This window comes from Halorussus amylolyticus (genome assembly GCF_004143485.2).
In the GTDB taxonomy this organism is placed as follows: domain Archaea; phylum Halobacteriota; class Halobacteria; order Halobacteriales; family Haladaptataceae; genus Halorussus; species Halorussus amylolyticus.
Genome location: NZ_ML974136.1, coordinates 124,587 through 144,002, shown reverse-complemented (window position 1 = coordinate 144,002; position 19,416 = coordinate 124,587). Strand labels below are relative to the sequence as shown.

General features: G+C 62.0%; 23 protein-coding genes and 2 tRNA genes. 8 read left to right on the top strand and 17 right to left on the bottom strand.

From position 1 onward, the window contains the following. From EKH81_RS14030 to EKH81_RS13990, 9 genes are all read right to left on the bottom strand, one after another. Positions 1-393: DUF7857 domain-containing protein (locus tag EKH81_RS14030; RefSeq protein WP_449405108.1), on the bottom strand; the 393-nt coding region annotated here is incomplete at its 3' end. A 32-nt stretch (positions 394-425) separates the two neighbouring features. Beyond that, positions 426-1,265, bottom strand: coding sequence for a DUF7856 family protein (locus tag EKH81_RS14025; RefSeq protein ID WP_132059063.1), 840 nt, complete (start codon positions 1,263-1,265; stop codon positions 426-428). After that, positions 1,262-1,600, bottom strand: a complete 339-nt coding sequence (locus EKH81_RS14020) for a DUF7855 family protein (RefSeq protein ID WP_132059062.1) — start codon at positions 1,598-1,600, stop codon at positions 1,262-1,264. The genes EKH81_RS14025 and EKH81_RS14020 overlap by 4 nt, the downstream gene beginning before the upstream one ends. Before the next feature lie 36 nt (positions 1,601-1,636). Next, complete coding sequence (locus EKH81_RS14015) at positions 1,637-2,269, bottom strand: DUF7504 family protein (protein WP_238392193.1); 633 nt, start codon at positions 2,267-2,269, stop codon at positions 1,637-1,639. Between the two features lie 119 nt (positions 2,270-2,388). Beyond that, a complete protein-coding gene (locus tag EKH81_RS14010; RefSeq protein WP_238392192.1) occupies positions 2,389-2,718 on the bottom strand; it encodes a DUF7854 family protein in 330 nt (109 codons plus the stop codon). Next, complete coding sequence (locus EKH81_RS14005) at positions 2,719-4,815, bottom strand: minichromosome maintenance protein MCM (RefSeq protein WP_132059061.1); 2,097 nt, start codon at positions 4,813-4,815, stop codon at positions 2,719-2,721. It lies immediately after the preceding gene. Between the two features lie 124 nt (positions 4,816-4,939). Continuing rightward, positions 4,940-5,012: transfer RNA gene (locus tag EKH81_RS14000), tRNA-Pro, on the bottom strand. 94 nt (positions 5,013-5,106) lie between these two features. After that, positions 5,107-6,918, bottom strand: coding sequence for an SLC13 family permease (locus EKH81_RS13995; RefSeq protein ID WP_368407715.1), 1,812 nt, complete (start codon positions 6,916-6,918; stop codon positions 5,107-5,109). A gap of 134 nt (positions 6,919-7,052) precedes the next feature. Continuing rightward, positions 7,053-7,352: a HalOD1 output domain-containing protein gene (locus EKH81_RS13990; protein ID WP_162224633.1), complete on the bottom strand. Its 300-nt coding sequence runs from the start codon at positions 7,350-7,352 to the stop codon at positions 7,053-7,055. Positions 7,353-7,459: 107 nt separating this feature from the next. Between EKH81_RS13990 and EKH81_RS13985 the strand changes: the two genes are divergently transcribed. Continuing rightward, positions 7,460-7,681, top strand: a complete 222-nt coding sequence (locus EKH81_RS13985) for a hypothetical protein (RefSeq protein WP_132059060.1) — start codon at positions 7,460-7,462, stop codon at positions 7,679-7,681. A gap of 49 nt (positions 7,682-7,730) precedes the next feature. Here EKH81_RS13985 and EKH81_RS13980 read toward each other — a convergent pair whose 3' ends face one another. Next, positions 7,731-9,785, bottom strand: a complete 2,055-nt coding sequence (locus tag EKH81_RS13980) for a DEAD/DEAH box helicase (RefSeq protein WP_132059059.1) — start codon at positions 9,783-9,785, stop codon at positions 7,731-7,733. Between the two features lie 205 nt (positions 9,786-9,990). On the opposite strand from EKH81_RS13980, the gene EKH81_RS19405 reads away from it, so the two are divergent. Further along, a complete protein-coding gene (locus EKH81_RS19405) occupies positions 9,991-10,164 on the top strand; it encodes a hypothetical protein (RefSeq protein ID WP_202935150.1) in 174 nt (57 codons plus the stop codon). Here the strand turns inward: EKH81_RS19405 and EKH81_RS13975 are convergent, their stop codons facing one another. The 3 genes from EKH81_RS13975 to EKH81_RS13965 form a co-directional block, all read right to left on the bottom strand. Beyond that, positions 10,165-10,539, bottom strand: coding sequence for a cupin domain-containing protein (locus EKH81_RS13975; protein WP_132059058.1), 375 nt, complete (start codon positions 10,537-10,539; stop codon positions 10,165-10,167). 334 nt (positions 10,540-10,873) lie between these two features. Next, positions 10,874-11,812: an ATP-grasp domain-containing protein gene (locus EKH81_RS13970; protein ID WP_162224632.1), complete on the bottom strand. Its 939-nt coding sequence runs from the start codon at positions 11,810-11,812 to the stop codon at positions 10,874-10,876. A gap of 78 nt (positions 11,813-11,890) precedes the next feature. Further along, on the bottom strand, positions 11,891-13,099 hold the full coding sequence (locus tag EKH81_RS13965) for an RNA-guided endonuclease InsQ/TnpB family protein (RefSeq protein ID WP_132059056.1): 1,209 nt from the start codon (positions 13,097-13,099) through the stop codon (positions 11,891-11,893). 165 nt (positions 13,100-13,264) lie between these two features. Between EKH81_RS13965 and EKH81_RS13960 the strand changes: the two genes are divergently transcribed. Beyond that, a complete protein-coding gene (locus tag EKH81_RS13960) occupies positions 13,265-14,452 on the top strand; it encodes a CBS domain-containing protein (RefSeq protein WP_132059055.1) in 1,188 nt (395 codons plus the stop codon). Positions 14,453-14,469: 17 nt separating this feature from the next. Continuing rightward, positions 14,470-15,168: an SOS response-associated peptidase gene (locus tag EKH81_RS13955; protein WP_132059054.1), complete on the top strand. Its 699-nt coding sequence runs from the start codon at positions 14,470-14,472 to the stop codon at positions 15,166-15,168. A gap of 322 nt (positions 15,169-15,490) precedes the next feature. Here EKH81_RS13955 and eif1A read toward each other — a convergent pair whose 3' ends face one another. Next, a complete protein-coding gene (gene eif1A / locus EKH81_RS13950; RefSeq protein WP_132059053.1) occupies positions 15,491-15,775 on the bottom strand; it encodes a translation initiation factor eIF-1A in 285 nt (94 codons plus the stop codon). A 402-nt stretch (positions 15,776-16,177) separates the two neighbouring features. Between eif1A and EKH81_RS13945 the strand changes: the two genes are divergently transcribed. Continuing rightward, positions 16,178-16,669, top strand: a complete 492-nt coding sequence (locus EKH81_RS13945) for a hypothetical protein (protein ID WP_132059052.1) — start codon at positions 16,178-16,180, stop codon at positions 16,667-16,669. A gap of 45 nt (positions 16,670-16,714) precedes the next feature. Here the strand turns inward: EKH81_RS13945 and EKH81_RS13940 are convergent, their stop codons facing one another. Beyond that, complete coding sequence (locus tag EKH81_RS13940) at positions 16,715-16,969, bottom strand: vWA domain-containing protein (RefSeq protein ID WP_132059051.1); 255 nt, start codon at positions 16,967-16,969, stop codon at positions 16,715-16,717. A gap of 137 nt (positions 16,970-17,106) precedes the next feature. Here EKH81_RS13940 and EKH81_RS13935 point away from each other — a divergent pair, with 137 nt between their 5' ends. Then, entirely contained in the window at positions 17,107-17,562 is a 456-nt protein-coding gene (locus EKH81_RS13935; RefSeq protein WP_132059050.1) for an ArsR/SmtB family transcription factor, read from the top strand. Positions 17,563-17,565: 3 nt separating this feature from the next. Continuing rightward, entirely contained in the window at positions 17,566-18,186 is a 621-nt protein-coding gene (locus EKH81_RS13930) for a hypothetical protein (RefSeq protein ID WP_132059049.1), read from the top strand. A 157-nt stretch (positions 18,187-18,343) separates the two neighbouring features. On the opposite strand, the gene EKH81_RS13925 is transcribed toward EKH81_RS13930, so the two are convergent. Continuing rightward, entirely contained in the window at positions 18,344-18,571 is a 228-nt protein-coding gene (locus EKH81_RS13925; protein ID WP_132059048.1) for a hypothetical protein, read from the bottom strand. A gap of 170 nt (positions 18,572-18,741) precedes the next feature. Beyond that, positions 18,742-18,814, bottom strand: a tRNA-His gene (locus tag EKH81_RS13920). Positions 18,815-18,954: 140 nt separating this feature from the next. Here EKH81_RS13920 and EKH81_RS13915 point away from each other — a divergent pair. After that, on the top strand, positions 18,955-19,410 hold the full coding sequence (locus tag EKH81_RS13915; protein WP_132059047.1) for a DUF5814 domain-containing protein: 456 nt from the start codon (positions 18,955-18,957) through the stop codon (positions 19,408-19,410). Positions 19,411-19,416 lie beyond the last annotated feature (6 nt).

The window sequence follows — 19,416 nt, the reverse complement described above, 5'->3', positions numbered from 1 at the left end:
CCGCGGCCGAGGCACGGCGTCCGCTGGCGGCCGGGCGTCACCGAGCGCGCGGACCACGCCATCGGGAGTCGCTTCGACGCCCGACCCGTCCGTCGAATCGCGGCGCTCGGACGCTCCGGCGCGCTCGGTCCAGACGACTTCGGCGGGCGGTTCGCGGGCGGGCGCGGGACTCGCGTAGCCGAGCGCCCGGCGCTCGCCGGGCGCGAGCACGCCCTCGAAGCCGCCGTCGTCCCACCCGGCCTCGGGCACGCCCTCGCGTCTCGGCGGCCACACCGTCCCGTCGAGACGGTTTGCGATTCGAACTCGACGTGCGATTTCGGCCGGATTCGTCACGGTCAGTTCCACGAGCGAGACTCCGGCGCGGGCTTCGACGCGCCAATCGAGCGACACCATGGCAGGGGTTCGGCCCGGCTTCGGTGATAAATCTACGCGCGGACGACCGGCGCGTCGAGCCACCGGGCGGCCGCCTCCGCGCTCTCGAAGCGGTCGCACGCGACGACGACCGGGGCACCGAGGGCAGCGATTCGAGCGACCGCGAGCGCCGACGCGACCGAATCGGTGGCCTCTCCGTCCGAATCGGCGTCTCCCGGAGCGCGCTCGCGCGCCGCTTCGAACTCCTCGCGCACGAGTCCGGCGAGATGTTCGCGCGCGGTTCGCCGGAGATTGTCGGCCCGGTCGCGAAGTCGGAGGCGTTCGCGGCGGTCCTCGCGAACTGCTCGGGCCTGTTCGCGGGCGCGGACGAGCGTCTGCTCGGCCGCGATGCGCTCGGTTTCGCGGTCGGAGAGGCGGCGGGTCGCGTCGGCCAGTTCCGCCTCGGCGTCACGGAGACGCTCGGAATCGCGGTTCGTTTCGCGAAGCGCCTGCACGCGACCCTGAAGCGTCGCGACCCGCTCGCGAGCCTCGGTCTCCGCGCCGCTGGCGTCGGCGACTCGACGGCGCGCGTCCGCGAGGGCGAGGTCGGACGAGTCGTGCGCGTCGAATGCATCGAGACGCTCGCGGACCGATGCGAGTTCGTCGTCTTGGGGCGCGTCGTGGCCCCGCGACCGGGCGGCCGCCGCGAGCGCCGACCGAACCGACAGCGTCATTTCGGGGCGAATCACGCCGACGTACTCGTGGACCGGTCCGGGCGAGGGACAAGAAATCGAGACGGAAGCGTCGGAGCCGTCGCCGCGAATCGCGGCCGCGACCGCGCTCGGTTCGACGCCGACGCCTCGGAGGTCCACCGCTCGACCGGTCCGCACCTCACCGCCGATTCGGAGCCTCATAGCTCGCGGTCGGCCATCTCACCGGGGTCGGGGTGGTCGGTCCCGGCGGCGAACTTCGAGTAGGGCGTACTCGAATGCTCGCGGCGCTCGTACGCGGTCGCGGCCTCCCGAATCGCGTCGGGGGCGTCCGCGAACTCGTTGAACGGCGCGGTTCGCTCGACCTGCACGTCGGCGTCGTGTTTCGCGCGAAGTCGGAGCGCGAGAAACGCGCCGAGGTGGGTCGAGTCGAACAGAGCAGCGCGACCGAACCGCTGGACGACTGCGTCGTCGTGGGCGTTGCAGACGTTTCGGAGCGTCTGGCGCGCGGCCTTCGAATACGTCACGACCAGCAACACGCCCCGACGTTCGTTTCGTGAGGATTTAAAAGTAATTTATCGCGTCCGAACGACCCACTCGTCGTCCTCGTCGAGTTCGAACACCGTGTCGAACAGCGAGGTCAGGGTGCTGACCGTTTGCGTGTCGCAGGCGTCCGGGTCGAGGTGGAAGTGGGCGGTCACGTCCGCGGCCGCGAAGCGGCCGGTCAGGACGTGGAGGAACTTGTAGACGGTCTGGAGGTCGGCGTACTGGAGGAGCGCGGTCAGCGAATTGAAACAGGCGACCGTCGGGGCGTCGTTTCGGCTCCACTCCTTGAGGACCTCGCTGAGTTTGATCCCGAGACCCGTCAGGTCACCGGGGTTCGAGAGAGTGTCCACGACTTCGCCGCGACCGTTCCCCGTCACGCCCGACATCGCGGACGCAGACCGCGTGGTTTCACCGACGCTCACGAACCGCATGTTACGGGGTTGTTCGCCCGCGTGTGCGAGCCAGTCCTGAATGCAGGAATCGGGCGACCGCGTGTACGTGACCCAGAGGACGTTCTCCTCGGACGGACGGTCGAGTGTGAGAAGGTCGAGACACGCTTCGTCCGTCGGCTCGTGCAACGACGGGGCGAGAACTAGGACGCTGGCTCCGCGTTCGACCGCGTCCAGTGGCGACCCGTTTCCGTTGTGTCCCTTCGTTTGCATCGGTGGTTCGTGGTAATGACCCGTGTCGCCTCCGACCGCGGCAGACACGAACGTTGCTTGCTTATTCGAACACCTAGTTTATTTATTTTCCCCTATAGACCCCCGTGTTCGGTGACAATTTAGGTGATCTTCTCGATATCGAACGTGGTTTCGTCAGCGGTCTCTGATTCGTCCGAGCCACGGGCGTCCGGGGAATTGCCCGCGTTCTCGTCGAGGAGGTCGCTGATCCGCTGGCGCGCTTGTGCCGCCGACTCCGCGACGACCACGAGTCCGTCCGCTCGCGCCCCACCGGACGCTCGGTAGGCCGCGAGGTCGCCGTCTTCGAACTCGGTGGCGAAGGTTCGCAAGACGGTCACGACGCGCTTCTCGGTGGCTTCGAGGTCGGTATCGCCCGATTCGAAGTCCGCGAGCGCGTCCTCGATGTTCCGGAGGGCGGAGATTCGGTCCATCTACGTCGTTCGCAAGTGGTCGGTCGAGGGTTCGTACACCTCGCCCTTCTGTTTCAGTTTGTCTATCTCGTGTTCGGCCTTCGCGTGGTCCATCCCAATCTCTTCAGCGCGTTCAAGCACCACGTCCATGGGCGCGCCCTCGTCGTACTCCTCTTCGATGTCCGCGATGAGCTGTTTGATGTTCTTGATGCGGTCGCGCTGGGTTTTGGAGGTTCCCGTCTCCACCACGTCAGCGTCGAACTGCCCCGTCTCGGGGTCGATTCCGATGTCCTGCAGACACGACCGCGTGATATCGACCGCGCGCTCGGCGTCCGTGACCTCGACGCTATCTGAAAGTCGAACGCGAGCGCTCGCTTCCGCGAGTCGGACGAGCGCTTCGAGCTGTCGGGCGGTGACCGGGACGGGCGCGTCCTCGTCGAGACCTTTCGACCGGAGGTCGACGTAGAAGTCCCGAATGGTGGCCATCGCCTCGTCGGTCATCATCGGGAAGCAGTTGCGTTTCGCGTACGCGATGTACTTCCGAAGCAGGTCCGCGTCGATGGCGGGCGCGACCTCCTCGGTCTGACTCTCGACCTCCTCCTGAGAGATGTTGGGCGCGCTCATCTCCGTGCGCTGAGTGTTGAGTTCGCCCGCGTAGTTGGTCTGGAGGATGTGTTCGGCCAATTTCGCGTCGTGTTCCTCGTCTGGCTGGTCGGTGACCGTGAAGATGAGGTCGAACCGCGAGATGAGCGCGGGTTCGAGGTCGATTTGCTCGCCGATAGGTTCGTACTGGTCGAATCGGCCGTACTTGGGGTTCGCGGCTCCGAGCAGCGAACACCGAGCCTTGAGCGTGGCGTTGATGCCCGCCTTCGAAATCGAGATTTTCTGCTGTTCGAGGCCCTCGTGCATCGCGCTCCGGTCCTCCGGAGCCATCTTGTCGAGTTCGTCCACCGCCGCGATTCCGCGGTCCGCGAGGACGAGCGCGCCCGCTTCGAGCGTCCACTGCTGGCCGTCGCCGAAGTCGTCTCTAACAGCAGCCGCAGTAAGGCCGGCACTCGATGAGCCCTTCCCGGAGGTGTACACAGAGCGCGGCGCGATGTTCTGGACGTACGAAATCATCTGGGACTTCCCAGTTCCGGGGTCCCCTATCAACAGCATGTGGAGGTCGCCCCGAATCCGGGACTTGTCGGGGAGGTGTTTCGTCACGCCAGAGAACAGTTGGAGAATCATCGCGAGTTTCTCCTCGCGGTAGCCGTAGATAGCGGGAGCCATCGAATCGACCATCTTCTCGTAGAGGTCGCCCTCGTTCGAGAGTTCCACGATTTGCTTCTTGTCCTCGTCGGTGATGTCCATCTCCTCGAACTCCTCGTCCTCGATGGTCACCGAGACGCCCTCCATGTACACGTCGAAGACCGCGGATTTCTCCTGTCCGCTTCCCTGCTGTTCGAGGTGGAGGACGCCCGTGACCATCACGTGGTCGCCGGGGGTCACGTCGCCCGTGATGTCGTCCTCGATGTGAACGTCGAGGCTCTGGGGCGTCTCGCCGCCGCGAAGCCCCTCGGGACTCTCCTGCACTCGGAGCTTCTGGGAGTCGATGAACTCCGACTGGTCGAAGTTTATCCGGAACGGTCCCTGCCGTTCACAGCCCTGACACTCGTGAGGCTCCTGAAAGTCGCCGCTGGACTGCGGGATGTAGGTGAGGGTGCCACACCGCTGGCATTCGAAGGCGGCCTCCCGAATCTTGGGTCGAACGTCGGTCGCCTTCCGGACGATGCCCTGCGCGCTGACCAGCTTGTTGACGTGCCGGGCGCGGATGGCCCGGATGTCGGTCGTCTCGGGGAGGTTCTGGACTCTGACGTGTGCCTGTCCGAGGCTCACGTCCACCGGAAGGTCGTAGAGTCGCAGCGCCTCCTCGGCGTACTCCTGTAGCTGTTCGGGCTGAGAGAGGTAGTCGTCAGCGAGGTCGGCGTCGTACCGGTAGAGGTCGGACCAATCGACGTAGAGCGACCGCTTCTCGCCGGGGTACTTCGAGGCGAGGTCCCCGATTTCGTCGCTGTAGTACCGCCGGTAGAACTGCTCGAAATTGTCGACTAGCTCCGTGTTCTCCGCGCGAGCCATTCAGCCAGTGTTAGTCCTTCATCCGGTAAGAAGGTTCGTAAAGCGAACCGGAAGTGAACGTGGCGTAGCCGTGTTTCGGGGGACGAATCTCCCGAAGTCGGTTTCCAAGTGTAGAAACGTCGGATGGGACCGCCCGGATTCGAACCGGGGTTATCGGCACCCAAGGCCGAAAGGATACCAAGCTACCCCACGGTCCCGCATCTCTCAATAGCGCGCGAGAGCCTGTAAAGAGTTTCGTTTGTCGCGGACGCCCGACCACGGCCGCGAGAGCGCTCACGCGCCCAAAAGCACTCACACGCTCCAAATCGCCGCAATCCCGGCGGTCGTCACGACCGCGAACACCAACTGGAGCGGCCCGCCGACGCGCATGTAGTCGGTGAACCGATAGCCGCCGGGACCGTAGACGAACAGATTCGTCTGGTAGCCCACGGGCGTCATGAACGCGGTCGAGGCCGCGAACGTGACCGCAAGGACGAACGCGAAGGCGTTCGCGCCGAGTTGGGCCGCGGTCTCCGCGGCGACCGGAATCATCAGCACCACGCTGGCGTTGTTGCTGATGATGTTCGTGAGAGCCGCGGTCACGACGTAGAACAGTCCCAGCACCGCAATCGGGGGCATGAGGTCCGCCGACGCGACCACGAGGTCCGCGAGGAGGTCGGCACCGCCGGTCTTTTCGAGTGCGATGCCGAGCGGGATGACGCCCGCGAGCAGGAAGATGACGTCCCACTCGACCGCGTCGTACACCTCCGGCGGTTCCAGGACGCCAGTCACGACCATCACGACGGCTCCCGCGAGCGCCGACACCATGATGGGAAGCACGCCGAGCGCGGCCACCGTGACGACCGCCGCGACGATGCCGACCGCGAGCGGAATCTTCGACTCGCGGTAGTCGGGGCGCTCTATCTCCTGAGCCACGATGAAGTCCCGATTGACGTTGAGTCGGGAGATACTTTCGGGGGTCGCCTGCACGAGTAGCGTGTCGCCGACCTGGAGTTTGGTGTGGTCCATGCGCTTGCGGATGTACTCCGGGCCGCGCCGAAGCGCCAACACCGTGGCGTCGTATCGGTCGCGGAAGTTCGCCGAGGCGAGCGTCTTGTTTACCAGCGACGACCGCGGCGCGATGACGACTTCCACGAGGCTTCGTTCGGCGTCCTCGCCACCGCCTTCGAGTTCGTCGTCGGTCACGGCGACTTCGGGCAGGAGGTCGAGACCTTCGGCGTCGATGAGTTCCACGAGCGTGTCGCGGTCGGTCCGAAGCGCGAAGATGTCGCCCGCTCGAATCTGCTTCGACCCGAGCGGCCCCACGAACGTCTGGCCGCCGCGGATGAGTTGGACGAGGTCCACGTCGAAGTCTGTCGCGGAGATGGCCTCGGCGACGGTTCGACCGACCAGCGGCGAGTCGTCCTGGACGACCACCTCGGTCAGGTACTCTTCGAGTTCGAACTCCTCGGTCAGGTCTGCTTTGACCGGGATTCGTTCGGGGGTGAGCCACCGCCCGACAGTCATGAGGTACACCGTTCCCACGACCGAGACGAGGAGGCCGAGCGCGGTGAACTCGAACATCGAGAACGCGTGGAGTTCGGGGTACTCTCCGGCGAGACGGGCCGACAGGTCGCTCGCGAGGATGTTGGTCGAGGTGCCGATGAGGGTGAGCGTGCCGCCGAACATCGAGGCGTACGACAGCGGGAGCAGGAGTTTCGACGGCGAGGTGTTCCCCTTGTGCGCGAGGTCGGTCACCATCGGCATCAGGATGGCGACCGCGGCGGTGTTGTTGATGAAGCCCGAAATCGACCCGACGACGCCGATGGTCGCGCCGAGTTGGCGGGTCTCGCTGTCGCGGGTGAACGCCCCGATTTTCCGGCCGAGAATCTGGACCGCGCCGGTGCGCTGGACGCCGTAGCTCAGGACGAACATCGCCAGCACCGTTATGGTCGCGGTGCTGGCGAATCCCGAGACCCCCTCGGCGGGCGACACTCGCGTCCACGGCTCCAACACCATCAGCGCGACCATGATGCCGATAGCCGTGATGTCGATGGGGACGGGTTCGGTCGCGAACAGCGCGAGCGCGACCAAGACGACGAGGAAGACCACGACGATTCCCATCGACAGTTCCGAGAGTACCACACGGATTACAACTCGATGGGAGGTCAAAAATGGTGTGGACCGCCGGGAGGGCAACCGCGTCCGAGACGCGGCTTGCGACGGTTCGACGAGCGCGAAAAACGGAGAGAAGCGGGCTACTCGCGGTCGTGCACCGCAACTCGACCACGGCCGTCGATTACGACGCGATACTCGCTCACAGTGAACTCGAACCGCCAGTGGTCGTCGAGCGACCGGCGCTCGAAGAGAACGTCGAACGCTTCGAGGTCGATGACCTCGTACAGTTCGACGGTGCAATCGGTCGGGTCGACGCCCTCCGCGGCGGCGACGGCGTCGATTATCGTGGCGCTAATCGGACGGTCGCCGTCGAGGTCGTGGTGCAGTTCGCACGCGAGGGACGAACCGCAACGCGAATCGTTGCCGTCTGCTGTCGCCATCAATCCGGAGTTTGATACTGGGCCGTATTAAAACTCTGTAGATAAGTCATATAGTTCTAATTTTCAGAGCGACATCTATTTAACTGTCACAGACGCTACCGCTTCGGGTGAGCAGACGGAACAAGGTGTTCGCCACCGACTTCGAGGCGTGGAATCACCCGCTCCGAGCGAAAGTTTTGCTTCCGTTCGTCTCGACGGCAGCATTCATCCTCAGCGAGTCCGCGATTTCTCACGTTGTGGAGTCGGGACTGCTGAAAAGCATCGGAACAATCTTTTTCGGCTTTTGTATTGTCGTTGCCGGTATCGGCCTGCTCGCACTGGTGGATTGAGCGACGAGCGCCGACGACCTCGTTTTCGCGTTCCGGTCCCGTCCTCCTCTCAGTCGTCCTCGCCGTGGAGTTCGAGTTCCGCGACGATGTCGAACGGGTCGCGGTCTTTTCGGACTCCGTCGAGTATCTTGAACGCCTGGTCGGGCGCGAGGAAGTGGGTCGTGACGACCCGACCGAGGTCGGTCGGCGAGAGGCCCTCGATGAAGCCGAACTCCAGCAGTTTGCCGAGCGCGTGTTTGGTGGGGACTTCGCCAATCATTCGGTCGTTGAGTCGCTTGGTCGCCGTGCCCGCGACCGTGATGTTTGCGAGCGTCTCCTCGACCGCGGCGCTCTCGTCGTACAGCGTTTCGACGTTCTCCATCTCGCCCTTGAGGAGTTTGAACGCGACCTCGTCCTCGGTCATCTCCATGCTGTTGTGGTACGAGCAGTCGGGTTCGACGAGGACGTACACCTTCCCGCGGTCGTGGTAGTCCGGACGCCCCGCCCGCCCGAGCATCTGGTGGAACTCCTGAACCGAGAGCCACTCGATGCCCATCGCGAGCGTGTCGAAGATGACTTGCGATGCAGGAAAGTCCACCCCGGCCGCGAGCGCGGCGGTCGTGACGACCGCCGCGAGGTCCTGATTCGCGAACATCCGCTCGACCTTCTTCCGGCGGCCGTAGTCGAGTCCGGCGTGGTACGGCGCGGAGTTGTACTCCAGTTGGCGCGAAATCTCGTGACACCGCCGCCGGGAGTTGGTGAAGATGATGGTCTGGCCCCGGTAGCCAGCCGAGGATTTGGTGTCGAACTCGCGCCGAACGAGTTTGTTCTCGATGTCCGGCTTCTCCTGTCCGTCGGCGAACGTGACGTGGCGCTCTAGGGGGACGGGGCGCTCCTCGAACTCCACGAGGTTGGCTTCCAAGGATTTCGCGAGACTGGAGGGATTGCCCACGGTCGCCGAGAGGTAGACGTACTGCGCCCCGCCGTAGCTCTCGCGCTCGTTCGCTCGCGTCTCGCAGTAGTGCTTGAGGCGGGCGATGAGACCGTCGAGGCGGTGGCCCCGCTCTTGCTCTTTGAGGGTGTGAACCTCGTCGATGACGACCGTTCCGATGTCGCCCAAGTCCCGGCCCGTTCTGAGCGAGTGGTCGATTCCCTCGTACGTCCCGACTATCACGTCTGCGCTCGGGTCGAAGGCGTGGCCGTCGTCCCGAACCCTGCTCGCGCCGACCCGGATTGTCACGTCCACCAAATCGCCGTACTCGTCTTCGAAGTCCTCGTGCTTCTGGTTCGCGAGCGCGACCAGCGGCACCAGAAACAGCATCTTCCCCTTGCCGTTCAGCACGCGGTCGATGCCGGTCATCTCGCCGACGAGCGTCTTCCCGGTCGCGGTGGCGCTCACGACCAGTTGGTCGTCGCCGTCGAGAAGCCCGTTCTGGACCGCGAGGCTCTGGACTGGGAGGAGTTCCTCGAACCGATTTTCGAGGAGGTTCTGGATGCCGGGGTGGAGTCCGAGCGAATCGACGGGGACCGTGTCCACGTCCTCGACGTTCGCGCTAATCTCGTCGAACTTCGTGAGGTCGGGGTCGAGTTGCCCCTTCAACAGATTCTTGATGCGTTCTAAATCCTGCACTTTGAGCAGGAGGTCCTCCAAGCGGTCTTGGGCTTGCCCGGTCAAGTCGCCCCGGAACGAGAGTTCACGTTCGAGTTCCTCTTTCGCGCAGTCGGGGCAGATGAACTCCTCGCCCGAGTCGATGGCGGTCTCGGACGTGATGGGCGAGTAGTGGCCCGCCGACGCACAGAGTCGGCACGTCCGGACGACCTTTGCACCGAGCTGATAGCCGTCCAGCATCTCGCGTAGCTCGGTGCGTCCGGCCTCGGAGGTCTGCTGAGAGATGCGGATGCGGTCGGCTCGCCGGGCGATTTCCACGAACTGCTCGGGGCTTCGCGGCTCCTCGCTCGACCCGCGCTTCACCCGGAACCGCGCGGGGCGGGGACCGGCGTTCGTCTCCTTGAGTTCGAGTTTCGCGCGGAACACGCGCGACCCCTCCCGGTTGACGACCGCGTGGTGGTCGCCGGACTGCTCGTGGAGGAACAGCGTGTCCACCTGTGGGACCTGCTTCGACACGTCCGCCGATAGTGGCTCGCGGTATTTGAGCGGTTCGGAACGCTCGATGCGAGTCGTCCGCCGAACCCGGAAACGCGCCGATACCCGGAGGTAAGTTCGGAATAACCGACGGCCTGCATCGGTATTGCTGGAATACCGTTCGGCAATCGGCAAATAACAAAGCCGGTGTCGTGGCTACCGGCGAGTGCGTGGACACCGAACAATTATGAGGGGGAGACAGAACGAGCAGTTACCCGGACGGTTCGACGAGCAAGTGATGCTTGAAATCGAGGAAACCGACGAGGGACGGCCGACGGTTCGAATGCAGGACCGAACCGCGCCCGACGCGTGGATTTCGGCCGACATCGCGGCGCTCGTCTCCCTCCCGGAGTACGAGTAACTACTCCACCAGTTCGATTTCGTCGTCGCCGTTCGGCACCGCACAGAGGAAGGCTCCCGGTTCGTCGCCCTCGTTTCGGTACCAGTGGACGACGCCCGCGGGGATGAGGAGGGAATCGCCCTCCGAGACGGTGTACTCCTCGTCGTCGATTCCCACGACGTACTCGCCCGCGAGGACGTACTGCTCGTGTTCGACCTCGTTGGTGTGTTCGGGCACCGACGCCCCGGCGTCGAGTTCGAACCGACGGATGGCGAAGTTGGGCGCGCCGTGGTCTTCGCTGACGAGGACGCCCTTTCGCATGCCCTCGGCGGCACCCACGTCGTCGTACTCGATATCGTCGCTCCGGCGAATCAGCGGCTTGGCCTGCTGGCTCATGTGCGAGGGTACGGAGAGCCGTAACAAAAAGATGTGCCGCGATCCGACTGAGCGAACAGGCGAGTAGTTCAATTTCTTTAGAAAAATATTTAGGTAATCACGATATGAATTTATTTGTGGTCAGATAGCATGGAACACTTTGTCGAAGACCTCAACGAGAGCGACGTAGAGCAGACCGACAGAAAAGCCGACGAAGCGCCGCCGACGCCGATTACGTGGTTCGGCGGGTAATTCGAACAGCAGAATTTTTACTCGACCCATCAGGTATCGCTCGGAGATAACGAAGGGAATGCGGTTACACGCGGACCGTCCGGTCCGGGTCGCGGTCCCAAACCTACGCCCCGAGGAGGTGGGCCGCTATCGCACCTGCTACGTCTTGGTCGGCCTTTACGTCAGGGACCGCGAATCGCGGAGCCTCGTTGAGTTCGATAAGCGAATGAGATCCGTCGGAGCGGCGGCGAACGTCGGCTGCCGTGAACCGAAGGTCGGCGAGGTCGGCCGCCGTCGTCACTGTCTCCTCGATGGCCGAATCGATGTCGGCCGGATAGGCATCGACCGGATCGCCATCCCGAACGTCGAGCTTGAACGAGAAGTGGTCGCTCTCGTAGCGGGCGGCACCGACAACGGTACCGTCGAGGACGTACACCCGCAAATCGACGCCTTCGACGTACTCTTGGAACTGGACGGGGGCCGTAGAGAGTCGGTCGAGCGCCTCGTCGGCCAGATCATCGTCGGTCGTCACTCGCGGCGTGCCCCCGCGAGTGACGGGCTTGTAGACCACGCGGTCGTGAGCGTCGAGGAACGCACGAACCTCGTCGGGGGAGTTGGTGAACACGGTGTCGGGGACCGGGAGGTCCGCCCGGTCGAACAAGTGAAGTTGCCACGGCTTGCGGTCCTGCCAACGCTGGTTCACGAGCCGTGGAATCACGACCGCGCCATGATGGTCGAAGATGCGCGCGACAGCCTCTATCGCACCGCGATGTTCCCGGAGCTGACTCAGAGCGGGCAACAAGTTGTCGTCGAGTCGCTCCCGGAATCGCGGTTCGTACGGCCGAAATAGGTTGTACGAGTCGACGTAGACGCCGGTGACGGCCTCGTAGCACAGGTCTGTCCCGAGGACGGTCCCGTCGGCCCCTGCCCGCACGGTCAGCGGCGTCTCGCCGGGCCACTCCCGGACGTCTAGAGAGACCGCCTCACCGCCTCGGCTCTCGACAGCGTCAGCTATCAGGTCGAACTCGCGCAACTCGGCGTCACCGATTAGAACGACAGTCACGGAGGCTACTTCCGACCGAGATACCAAAAATTTAATCCGCGAGACGGAAGATCTCTCCGTCCTTTCGTGACACTCCAGTCAGTCCGACCGCGGCGCTTCCGAGAGTTCGGCGTACGGCGTGAATCCGTCGTCGGGCGTGACCACGCCCGACTGGAGCGCGCAGGCCGCCGCGCCCAGGCCACGAGACGACAGCGGGCCGCGCCGCACGCACCGGAACGCGATGTTCTTCGCTGCGTTGTAGTCGTCGTTGGCCGACGCCCCGCACTTCAGGCACTCGAACTGACCCGCATCGAGGTCCCGGTTCTGCGGGTGAGTGAACCCGCACTCCATGCACCGCTGGCTGGTGTACTCGGGGTTGACCTCCACGACCGCGATGTCCCGTTCGGCGGCGCGGTACTCCACGAGCGAGAGCAGGCGCGAGAAGAGCCACTCGTGGTACGAACTCGCGTCGGGGAGCAGGTCGCGGACCTCGCTCAGTTCGCCGAACGCGACGAGCGCGCAGTCGTAGCGGTCGGCCTCCGAGACGATGCCGGTGGCGACCTCGTGGAGGCGATGATTCACGAACTGGTCGAGGCGGTAGCCCGCCTGTCGGAGGGTTCGGTCCGCGCTTCGGGTGCCGGTGGCGTCAAGTGACGCGCGCACCGCTTCGAACTCCTCGCGGCGGTGGGTGAGTTCGCCCGCGGGGAAGAAGCGCGCCGTGCTGGTGACCGCGAGGTTCTCGACGCCCAAGTCCACGCCGAGGACGGTCGCGCCCTCCGTCGGGGGTTCGACGCCCGGCGTCGGCGTCCGAAAGCCGAGATGAAAGACGAACTCGCCGTCGCGGTAGTGGAGCGCGCTCTTGGCCGGTTCCCACGTCTCGTCGTCGAGGAATCTGGACTGATAGCCGCCGTCGGGCGGGAGTTCGAGGTCGCATCGGACCCGCTCGTCGGTCGTCGTGAGGCTGACCGTCCGGTCGTCGAACACCGTCATCGTCCGGGTGTCGAACGCGACCGTGGGGCTGGTGAACTCGGGCTTGGTTCCCGACTCGCCAGCGCGCTTGATGGCCTCGGCCGCGCGATGGGTCGCCAGCACGGCGTGCTGGCTCCCGAGGTCGGTGCGTTCACGGAGTAAGTCGTAGGTGAGCTGTTGGACCTCACTCCGCGTGTGACAGACACCCCACGCCTCGTTGACCGCGAGCTGACAGCCGCGTTTCCACTCTTCGACCAACTCGCGGAGTCGTGTGGCGTCCGTCGGCGACACGGAGAGACCGGTGACCGCCGTCCGTCTGCTGTACTCGGTGTCTGCCACGTTGTACGTCTGTGTCTCCGGGGGCCTCTTGAATACTTGGGTTGGCGGTCGAACAGTGAAACCGTAGCCCGGAACTGTGCGAAAAATTGTGATTCCCGTGTCAGATTCGAGAGACGAGAGGGACCACCAATCAGTGTTAAGGGTATGGCACGGTAACACACAGATATGAGGAGTTTCACCGTCGGGCGGATGTTCGGCATCCCCATCAAACTCGACCTCACGTTCCTGCTTATCCTACCGGTGTTCGCGTGGGTTATCGGCTCGCAGGTGGGTCTCTGGGTCGATAATCTGAATCTGCTCTGGGGCGTGAATCTCGACGCTGACGTGCTGACCGTCGGCACGACGCCTTGGATACTCGGCACTATCGCCGCGGTCGGTCTGTTCGCGGGCGTCGTCCTCCACGAACTCGGTCACTCGCTCGTGGCGATGCGCTACGGCTTCCCCATCGACTCCATCACGCTCTGGATTTTCGGCGGCATCGCCCAACTCTCCGACCAGCCCGAGGACTGGCGCGAGGAGTTCACCATCGCCATCGCGGGTCCCGCCGTCAGTATCGCGCTCGGGGTGCTGTCGTACGCCGCGCTGTTCGTGATTCCGGCGAGTCTCCCGACGGTTCGGTTCGTGGTGAGCTACCTCGCGCTCATGAACCTCATCCTCGCGGCGTTCAATCTCCTACCGGGGTTCCCGATGGACGGCGGGCGCGTGCTTCGCGCGCTCCTTGCCCGGAATCGGCCGTTCGCCGACGCGACCCGAATCGCGGCCGAAGTGGGGAAGATGTTCGCGGTCCTGCTCGGCCTGCTGGGCATCTTCCAGTTCAACATCATCCTCATCGGCATCGCTTTCTTCATCTACATCGGCGCGACCAGCGAGGCCCAACAGACCGTGATGAACACCGCGTTTCGGAACGTCCGAGTCCGCGACATCATGACCGGGGGCGACGAACTCGACGTGGTGACGCCCGAAACCTCGGTCGCCGACCTGCTCGAAGCCATGTTCCGCGAGCGCCACACCGGCTTTCCGGTGGTGAAAAACGGCGAACTCGTCGGGATGGTCACGCTCGAAGACGCCCGCGACGTTCCCGAAGTCGAACGCGACGCCTACCGGGTCGAGGACGTGATGTCGAAGGAGTTGAAGACGATTCCGGCCTCCGACGACGCGATGACCGCGTTCGAGCAGATTCAGCAACACGGCATCGGTCGCCTGCTCGTCATCGACGCCGACGGCGAACTCGCGGGTCTCATCTCCCGGACCGACCTGATGACCGCCTTCGACATCATCCAGCAGAGCGGGCGCGTGAGCGACGTCGCGCCGACAGAAGGGCGGTCACACGAAACCGAACAGTTCTCACGATAGACACCGTTCTCACAACTATGTGCGGCAGAACCTCGCTCTTCGCGTCGGCCGAAGTCGTCCGCGAACGCTTCGACGCCGACCCCGTTCGACCGCTCGAACCCCGGTACAACGTCTCTCCAGGGCAGGAACACCCCGTCGTCCGAAACGACGCGCCAGACGAGATTCGGTTCCCGACGTGGGGCCTCGTGCCCCGATGGAGCGACGGGTCGGGCGGGTCGGGCCACATCAACGCCCGCGCCGAGACGCTCGCCGAGAAGCCGAGCTTTCGGGAGGCGTTCGCCGAGCGCCGGTGTCTCGTCCTCGCCGACGGCTTCTACGACTGGAAGCAGACGCCGACCGGAAAACAGCCCTACCGAATCGAGCGCGAAGACCGCGAGCCGTTCGCGTTCGCGGGCCTCTGGGAACCCGGCACGGAGGGCGCGGAGGACCCGAACACCGGAAACCGAAACGGCGCGACGTTCACCGTCGTCACCACCGAACCCAACGCGGTGGTCGAGCGAGTCCACCACCGGATGCCCGTGATGCTGTCGCCCGGCGAGGAACAGCGGTGGCTCGAAGGCGGCGACTCCGACCTGCTCGACCCCTACCCCGCCGCTGAGATGCGCGCCTACCCGGTCTCGTCGGCGGTCAACGACCCCGGTAACGACTCGCCCGCGGTCATCGAGGAAGTCCCGGCCGAAGAGGACGTCCAGACGGGACTCGGCGACTTCGGGTGACGGCGTCGAAAGGAAAGGTAGTGAAACGCTACGGCGACCCGGGACGAGAACTTTCGTGGGAGGATTGGTGACACGTTGACGGGAGGCCAGCCCGCCACCAGCGCCTCCGGCACCGCCGGATTCCGCCGCGCAGTTGCACGCTCTGCGCCCGACCGCCGGGCGCGTACACTTCTTTGGCGGGTTCGGACTTTGTTATGCGCCGTGTTCGGCGGCGTAGGCGTCGGCTGTGCGGTGTCAGACCGAACCTGAACGGCGGGCTGTGAGATGGAATTTTGGCGAGAGCTTCGGCTCGGCGGGTCGAGACAGCCGGAAAATTCGATTTTCAGTCGATGTGGCCTTCGCGCCGAAGCTGGTCGGCGTCCTGGCCCTTGTAACGCCACTCGATGTTGGCCTTCTCGTCTTGCCAGTCCCACGGTTCCACGAGGACCACGTCGCCCTCGTTAATCCACGTCCGGTACTTCATCCGGCCGGGAATGCGACCCATTCGGTTCTTGCCGTCCTCACAGCGGACGCGAACGTGGTTGCCACCGTTGTGTTCGGTGACGACCGCGAACATCTCGTCTTTGTTGGGCATTCGGAGGTTCCGACGCCCGGATTCTTCGCTCACAATCAGTATAGGAACGACGCACGGATAAATGATTGGAGAGACGTGGTAACGTTTGACAAACTCGGGAGTTTCGTGAATTTTCGGCGGACTTTCGAGCGAGCGCACTGCCGTCTTGTCTTTTCGACTTCTGCGATGGGGTCGAGCGAAGCGAGGCCCCCCTTATCTTATCCGTTTCAATGCCTTCGTGGCTTTTCTGGAATCTGCGACATTCTCCGGCGTCACGCACGCTCGCCGTCAGAGAACTAGGAGAGAGGCAATTTCAGGTATTTTCTAGTATTTAGAATGACAGGTGATGGACGGTGTCCAATGCGGTTCTTATCGATATAATTGCCACTGTGGGTACTACAGGACATCCGAACCATAACTCAACTTTTACAGCATTTCAGAATTAAGAGAAGCTGAATGGACAGCGAAGAGATAAAACAGCGGCTAATCCGGAAGATGATACAGCAGGGGGTAGTCGGTGCACACAAGAAACAGAAACGAACAGTAACCTCCTGGTTTCCAAGCCGCCAGCGAAAGATTGTTGAAAAATCCATCGAAGAGCTACTCAAACAGCCTAATTCTCCTTTGGAAAGTGTTGGTGGAAGAGATAGTATTCAGTTAACAAGTATGGAGGCAGCTAGGGGGTATCTTCAGTCAGTCGAAGGCAGTATTTCTTGGGAGCTTGTTCATGATACAGATAGGGAACAATCAGACTCTTCGACAGCGGATTCAAGTTCTGATCTTCAGGAGCAGATAAGGGTTCTCGAAGATGAGCTGGGTAAGATGGATGAGGCGGCGAAGGATTGGCGTTCTGAAGCCCGGAGACGCCAGCGGACAAGCATTTTAGTCGGGGTTTGTAGTTTTATCCTTGGAGCAGTTGCGTCGGGCGTAGTCGGATATTTCCTGTAATTTATCACTCTATGCCAGACTGTGTTTCTCGACGAATCACAGCTCCTACAGTTCGTACCAAGGGATGTCACGTAGTTCTTTGATAAAGTCTTCAGTATCTTCCTGGTCTAACAGCCATACTTCAGTAACAGGACCGGGGGAGTACTCGAGTGGACAGTCCGGATTGGATACGAGTTCGTCTACTAATTCCTTAGCCGTGTCCGTTTCCTTGTAACTGAACCAGTCCTCCGAGATCTCCATCACTTCGATATCATCAGGGATAATATAATTTCCACCTAGCAATCTTTCCAGGAGGTCCACCTTTAGATTCCTTTCCTCCCGGGGATTGCGATGGTCCATTCCTACTAGCTTTAGTACTCTTCAGCAATCAAAACTGTGTTGTCTCGACTGTTGCATTGATGCAATAGACTTATGCGGCTATACATTATAGTCCCGGTATGACCCAAATGAGCGGTGACCGTCCCGGAGACGGTACGTATACACAGGCGTCGCCGTTCGTCCGCCTACTGAAGACTCCAAGTAGGGTCAAGATTATCGACGTCCTCCTTGGCAAGCACTACGAGGAGCTGACTACCCAAGAGATCGCAGACTTAGCAGGTATTGACCGAAGCTCCGTGACGAGGAATATTCGTGTCCTCCAAGATGCAGATCTCGTTGAACAATCAGGGAAAGTAGGAAACGCTCCTCAGTACCAGTTGAATAAGGAGAGCGAGGTTTCGAAGGCATTGGGAAAGGCTCAAGCGAGTCTGCTTAGTCACAGCCAGGAGATCCCGGATCAGGGTTCTACTGGCGAGATCCCGTTTGATCCAGAGGAAGTGCACCTAAAGGATCATAGTAGCAGCCCCCGAGTCCTCCGTGAAAAAATAGACCCTATAGACCCCATCCCGGAATGACATATGTCCGAACTTGAACACGCCCGAGATACTGTAAAGGAATATCACCATTCAATCGGTTTGCCAATGGGCGGAGATATTGACGAATCTGATTTCAAGGACGCGGACGAGAAGGCTTCTGGGTTCGGGATACAAATGGACAGGCAGCCATTCATATACGCTATTAAATGGGAAAGCACGCCTTTCCAAATCAGGTACTCATATGATATGGCTCGAGAAATAGAGGCTCTTCTTGACGAAGAAAGTGCACGGAGATACGCAGATCCCGTTGAAGGCGTAGATGACATGTCTATCCAAGAGTGGGCTGCAATCAATATCCTCGACGATGTTAGCAAGGAGGATTCGAACGATATCGACTTCCGGCTTCGGGATATTATGAGCAGTTATCCAGTATGGCAAGAAACCTACTATACCCGGCAGAATCGTGTGAAAGGTTTTGAGGTTAAGCAGTATTTCTTCCCGGAAGAAGAGGATTTCACTCGGTCTACCTACATGGAGAAATTCGCGGAGGTTGCTACTGTGGGTCAACGAGCACAGTGGTTCCTTGAGTACACCTACAATCTTGGGTTCGGACAACACGGAGATTTCGGCATAGTAGAGGAATCACACAATCAAATGCCGTAGTCGCACCTCAGGTGCATTGGATTCGAACAACGGTCTGTCGTCCCTCCTCTACTTCGTCCAGATGTTTATAATATGCCAGCTTCATCCGATACTTTCTCACGATTCTCTTGGTCTTCGGGGCGGCCATCCGCTCACGGTATTGCTCGAAAAGTTCGCCTCACATCACTTCACCTTCCTCCTCAGCAATAGCGTAGAGCATCTGATAGTGAGGCGAGAACTTGTCAATGGGCTTCCGAACCTCAGATTGGATTTGCTTGATACCGTACTTCACGAACTCGTCTGAAATTATGTCTGCACTGTTCTCGCGGGCCGCACGGGCGACCTTCCCGAGCACCCCAATTGCATCGCGAGCGTTCCCCGTTGCGGCGTCCGCGATTCGCTCCAACTGACGCTCGGAAATTATGTTGTCGTCGAGCTCGTTGCTGGGTGGCTGAGAGAAGAGCCAGAGGCCAGAAAAGCCGCCAAGGCATTGAAACCGTGGACCGTTCGGACGACCGTTAAATGGCTGTCAGAGGTCGTAGAGGCCAAAAAAGCCGCGAAGGAAATTCAGCGTAGGTCCAGGTGCGAGAATCGAACCCGCGTCTCAGCCTCCACAAGGCTGAAGGATGGTCCACTACCCCAACCCGGACACGCATCCTCACCTAGCCGTCTGGGATTAAAATACGTTACGACTCGGCTCGTAGCGTGTCGATGCCACGCATCCCACCCGAAATCGAAGAGAGCGCGACGACACGCTTTTGAGCCTCACGCACCAATTTCGGCGTAACCGTGGCTATCACGGACAAAATCTACGTCAAGAACCACCGCCAAATCGGCTCCCAGTTGGAGACCAACATCCCGAAGGGGGCGTTCAAGGGCGCGACGCTCGACATGCTGTTTCAGGGCGAGAACCTCGCGAAGTTGAACGACACGACCCAAGAGCGCGTCCTCGATTTCGCGGAGGACTTCCTGGACTGCGACTGTCAGAGCAATCCGTACTGCGGGTGTCCCGAGCGGAAGTTCATGCGCTACCTGCTCGAACTCCGCGAGCAGGGTCTCGGCCCGGACGCCATCGTGGACGTGATGAGCGACGACTACATGGTGTACGCCTACTCGGGCGACGTGCTGTCGTTCCTCGACAACTCGGTTCGGACGCTCGAAGCGGTCGAGGAACTCGCGGACGTGGAGGGCGACCGCGAGATGGCCGACGAGGCGCGCCGGAAGAAAAAGCACCTCTCGGGGTGATTTAGT